The organism is Thermohalobaculum sediminis, assembly GCF_023487995.1.
Classification (GTDB): domain Bacteria; phylum Pseudomonadota; class Alphaproteobacteria; order Rhodobacterales; family Rhodobacteraceae; genus Thermohalobaculum; species Thermohalobaculum sediminis.
Genome location: NZ_JAMFKN010000025.1, coordinates 1 through 5,022, shown reverse-complemented (window position 1 = coordinate 5,022; position 5,022 = coordinate 1). Strand labels below are relative to the sequence as shown.

At 57.0% G+C, this 5,022-nt stretch carries 4 protein-coding genes; 1 reads left to right on the top strand and 3 read right to left on the bottom strand.

Annotated elements, in window-relative coordinates:
• The first annotated feature begins 615 nt into the window (after nucleotides 1–615).
• A complete protein-coding gene (locus M1105_RS20245) occupies nucleotides 616–1,314 on the top strand; it encodes a hypothetical protein (protein WP_249582185.1) in 699 nt (232 codons plus the stop codon).
• Between the two features lie 11 nt (nucleotides 1,315–1,325).
• Here the strand turns inward: M1105_RS20245 and M1105_RS20240 are convergent, their stop codons facing one another.
• The 3 genes from M1105_RS20240 to M1105_RS20230 all read right to left on the bottom strand — a co-directional run bounded on the left by M1105_RS20240 (nucleotide 1,326) and on the right by M1105_RS20230 (nucleotide 5,012).
• On the bottom strand, nucleotides 1,326–3,905 hold the full coding sequence (locus M1105_RS20240) for a DEAD/DEAH box helicase (RefSeq protein ID WP_249582184.1): 2,580 nt from the start codon (nucleotides 3,903–3,905) through the stop codon (nucleotides 1,326–1,328).
• A 355-nt stretch (nucleotides 3,906–4,260) separates the two neighbouring features.
• Nucleotides 4,261–4,518: a hypothetical protein gene (locus tag M1105_RS20235; RefSeq protein WP_249582183.1), complete on the bottom strand. Its 258-nt coding sequence runs from the start codon at nucleotides 4,516–4,518 to the stop codon at nucleotides 4,261–4,263.
• On the bottom strand, nucleotides 4,515–5,012 hold the full coding sequence (locus M1105_RS20230; protein WP_264759754.1) for a D-Ala-D-Ala carboxypeptidase family metallohydrolase: 498 nt from the start codon (nucleotides 5,010–5,012) through the stop codon (nucleotides 4,515–4,517). The genes M1105_RS20235 and M1105_RS20230 overlap by 4 nt, the downstream gene beginning before the upstream one ends.
• Nucleotides 5,013–5,022: the final 10 nt, after the last annotated feature.

The window sequence follows — 5,022 nt, the reverse complement described above, 5'->3', positions numbered from 1 at the left end:
GGGTGGAGCAGCCCGGTAGCTCGTCAGGCTCATAACCTGAAGGTCGCAGGTTCAAATCCTGCCCCCGCAACCAAATCCACATTATATTCCAATATCTTACGCCCATCGCGTCGTGGGGTATTCCAATACGCGCGCCCCAGGTCAACACCAGGTCAACAAAACCGGCCAAACCGCGACGGTCTAGGCGGCCGGGCTACCAGGTCTCCGCTCATTGAGGATCGGTCTACCTGCAGTGCGAGGAGTATTGTCGCCCGCATGACGAAATGCGATCGTTGCCAACGTTGAGCGATTGAGGAAGAAATCTTGCAGGGTCTACACGTTCCGCCTTTCAGTGACATCGATGCGATTGGAGCTTTTGACGCAGCATTGCAGGCGAATGAACGGGTCGTGCTCGATTTTTCGAGGATCGGCTTTGCCGTACCCACCGGGATGCTCCTTTTAGCGTCAGTCATTTCTAGGGCCGTCGAAGCTGGACGTGTGACCGCAACCGTCGGCGCGAAACCATACGATTATCCTGCAAACATGGGATTTTACGACGCTTGTGGACTACACGTTCCACGGCACGACGCAGCTGGAAGCGCGACATATTACCCAATCACGAAGCACGATGTTCGAATGATTAAGGCGATCGCCGCGAAGGCGGGAAAACCGGTCGGAGAGCAGGTCAACATGATGGTTGGTCGGCTCGCCTATCTTATTACCCGCAAAACCAGCGGTAATCTCTTCTTCACCGTGCGATACTGCCTGCGAGAGATTATACGCAACATCGCAGAACACAGTGAGAGCGACGACTTTCTCGTTATGGGGCAATTCTGGCCGCAGAGTCGGGATGTGGAGTTGGCAGTACTGGACCGGGGGATCGGCCTGCAGCGTTCACTTGCGAACAATCCGAAATTCGCGGCATTGGGCTCGGATCGAAAGGCCATCCGGATTGCTCTTCTGCCGAGCACGTCAGGCAAAAAGATCTACGAAAAAGCGCATGCAATGGATACCAAAGATACCGATGGCGAATGGGGAAACTCGGGCTTCGGCTTATACATCACCAGTCAGATGGCGCGCGCAACAGGTCGTTTCGTGATCGGATCAGGAAACGCACGCCTCGAGTTCGCTAGAAACGCTAAGTACAATGGCGATTTTTTCCTGCCCGGAACCCTGGTTTCGATGACCGTCAACGTCGATAAGCTTGGACAGTTGGAAGCTGCTCTCAAGGCGATCTCTGACAGGGGCGAGGCGTTTGCGAGACGCTACCTGACGGCTGGTGCCGACGTAATCGCCTCGGCCGCTTCCCGCCTGCTCATGGAAAATGAGCAATAAGCGGAAAACCCTTATCCGTCGGCCTCTACTTCGCGGAACTCACCGGTTTCGGCGCACCACAACTCCCATCCCCATTCCTGGCCTGTGGGTTGAATCTGATCGTGTGGAACGTATGCATCGCCCTCGGGCACATGATACTTGTAGAAAAGTGAGGGCGCCGCTCCGGGAAACGTCACAAGCATTGGCTCAATTAGCTCCCGTTCGAACAACACACCGTTCATGTAGACGCCGAGAACGCTCCTTCTCTTATACACAAGGCGCCAACCATCAGGCACTTTGATGTTTGCGAGATTAACAGCCCCAGCGGGCGCTAGCGTTTCAGCCCAAGCGCGTAACTTATCGGCGATCTTGTCGCTGACGATAGCATCGGCACCCGCCAACGAGGCCCCTCGATCCAGACGGGCGAGATAGGTGGGAAATGCATCATAAAGAGCTTCGGTCAGCCTTAGGCTTCCGTAGACTGCATCATAGATCACGACGGCGTCTGTGAGTCGCACTGGGCCGGATGCGGTAAGCAGCCCGATATTTGAAGATGCCGAGTCGATGTCGTAAGGTGCAATCCCGAATTCGCTTGATAGTAGATCACGAAGGCCATCCGCGATATCCTCGCGAATTCGGCGCTGCGTTTCGTCAGAGCCTCTAAACCAATCTTCATCGATCCTTAGGACGAGACCTGTGGTTCTGAAATCACGCTGTTTCCGCGACATAGATGGGTTTTCCGCACGAAGGTCACGATACATCTTGGTAGTATTGCCTACACGGTAACCCTCCACGCTTTCGTTCACTTGGACATAGACTTCAGCGAGTATGCCGGTTTCGTTCGTCATGACCCGGCCATCGATGATACCGTCGGCCTGCAAGCTAAGGTTTACTTGCTTCCGGAGAATCGGCTTGGTGGGCGCCTCATTCTTAGAAGAGCCAACCCGTATCGCCCTTTCCCCTCGGCTGGTTCGCCATTCATAGACCTTGTAGGCGCGACCGGCGTGAAGATAGGTGGCGCCGGGATAGGCTTCGCGAATGGCTTGATTAATTGCGATTGTACCGATGCGATCGGGATCGGTGCGACTTCCCTCTTGAATGTCGAAACTTCCTTCGCCGACCTGTCGAAGCGGATAGTTGAGGTGCGGCGCATCTGCCCCAAGTTGGGCGATGAAGTCGAACTCCCGCGAGCGTGCCGCCCCCGGTTTAGCGGATGCAAGGACCTCCGCAAAACCGTCAGGCCAGCTCGCGCCGCTGGGTAGAGCGGAGCGTTCCATACCAAGGACTTCCATTTCCTCAAGGAGACAGCGGGCCTGAGAGAATTGAATAAATCGATTGCCAAGGTATAGATGCGAGGGCTCGACGGGCATTCTGAAGTAGTCGTCGAATGTCAACCCGAGGCGTCCAAAAGCCACGGGAGAAGCAATCACCATGAATGTGCCGGGCTTCGCGCGGCCGACGCGGCCTAAGCGCTGGTGAAAGGCCTTTCTAGACTGGGGGATCCCCAGGGTCACCCCGATTTCCATGTCGGCAATGTCAATGCCAAGTTCGAGCGCGGAAGTCGCAACTACACCGTGTAGTGACCCGTCGCGCAGCGCTTTTTCGATCTTCTCTCGGTCATGTGCTTCGTAACCGCTTCGGTATGGCAAGACGCTCTCGTCGCCGACTGACCGCACGACCCGTTCTACGCCTTGCCGGGAATCGATGAAAACGATGAAGCGCCGACGTTCAGAAAGAGAGAGAATGCCGCGAACTATGTCTGTTGCGGCTGCTTCTCCTGCCGCTCCGTAGTCCGCCCCACTCAGGTGAACGGCGCGGCGCTGAAAGTGCGGCGCACCGTTCTGGTCTTCTTCGATGACTGCAAACTCGAGACCGGTCAACAAACGAAGATGATCGGACGGCCCAGACAGCGTTGCAGTCGTTGCAACAACTTGAAATTCCCTCGACTTGGCGTCACTACGTGATATCCTCTTCTTGGCCGCGATCAACCTTCTCAGAAGAAAAGCAACATTGCTGCCAAAGACAGACTCGTAGATATGTGCTTCATCCAATACCAAGAGGCGCAGACCATCTAAGAAGCGCCTTACAGGGCCGCTGCCAACATTTCGCATAAACCATGCATGGCAAACGTCCGGCGTCATGATCAGGATTCTAGCCGCGCCGAGAATCTTATCACGATCGGACATGGGAACATTGCCGTCAATTCGGCCGACGACTTCGTCCGAAAGCTCAGCAATCCGAACTAGCTTCTTCCAGCGGCTAAACTGATCAGAGCCAAGTGCTTTAAGGGGGTAGATGACCAGAACCTTAGCGGTGGGATCTGCTGTCAGGCGACGGAGAGCATCGATCTGAAAAATTAGAGATTTCCCGGATGCTGTGCCTGTCGAAACAACTACATTTTTAAAATTTACTAAATATTCTACTGCCTTGGCTTGATGTTCCCAAACCGAGAAATCATTACGGCCCAGCATATTTCGCAAAATAGATGACATTTTGCCAGAAAAGGCGGCCTCCGGCAGGGTTCTTCTTCTCTCCATTCGGCTTGGTGTTTCGATTTCGCTGATGATCTCAAGGTTCAAGGTATGAATCAGTTCGTCAACATATGAACTCACAATGATACTCCTTCAGGGGCCAGCGCCCACCGAGGTTAGTCTCCCGCGGCGAAATTTGACAATTGGGATCAACGCTTTTGGTCGACGGTTTTGTCAATGAGCGCCTTGGGTGCTCGTTGGCAGCCGCCAGTGGCGGTCCGAGTGCTGAACGGTCGAGGTCGCAAGTTAGTCTGTCCCGACTGGATTACCGCTGCTTTGCATACAACTTCTCGTCTGACGGCGCATCACAGAATAATCAGCTAGCATTCGCTCTACGACAGACCCGGTCGGCAGCCGCTTCAACTCCTCTGCCGCCCTCTCGCGAAACCCCTGATCGTACTCGACCACCGGCGGGCAAACGCAAACCGCCGGTGTCTCAAAACCGCCCGTCGCGCAGCCGGCGAGCGAGATCATCGCGATCACGAGGCCGATCCGCAGCAGCCTCGAGCATGTGGCGCTGAATCTCATTGGCTCTCTCCATGGTCTCGAGGCGTTCCGCAAGCCGGCCGGCGCGTTCGCCGGCACGGCGCAGGTTCATCAGGAACAGCAGAACGGCGCCGGCGAGGGCCGCCCAAGCAATCGCCTGGGAGGCCCAGCGCGATCCGGCGACGGCGGTGAAGAGCGCGCCGATCATCGCCGGCCCCGCTTCCAGTCATCGAGACGGGCGTAGATCGCGAGTCCGATCCCGGCGAGCGCGAGTGCGATGAAGGCCCAGCGAAGGCCATCGAGGTAGGGCACCAGCGGCTCGAGCGCGCCCTGCGTTTCCGTCAGGATATCCTCGGCGACCTCGACCCCGGCCGTGCCGATCGTCGCAACCCCGGCCGTGCCGCCGCCCCTCATGGTGCGGCTCTCCGCGAGCCGCTCGCGTGCCGGCGGGGTCTCGGTGGCGAAGGGCGTCGGCCGCTCCGGGAAGGGCTCGCCCCAGCGCCGGGCGGGACCGAGATCGATATGCATGAAGCCCGAGCGCGGATAGGTACCGAAGCCCTGGAAGCCGACCACCCGCGCCGCGGCCTCGAAGGCGCCCGGATCGTGGTTCGCCATGGTAATGTCGAAGGCGGTGCTGAGCCTCCCCAGACGATTTGGTCCACCTCTATGATGAAGCAGAGGAGGATCGAGAATGGCGAACAAGCACCACAAG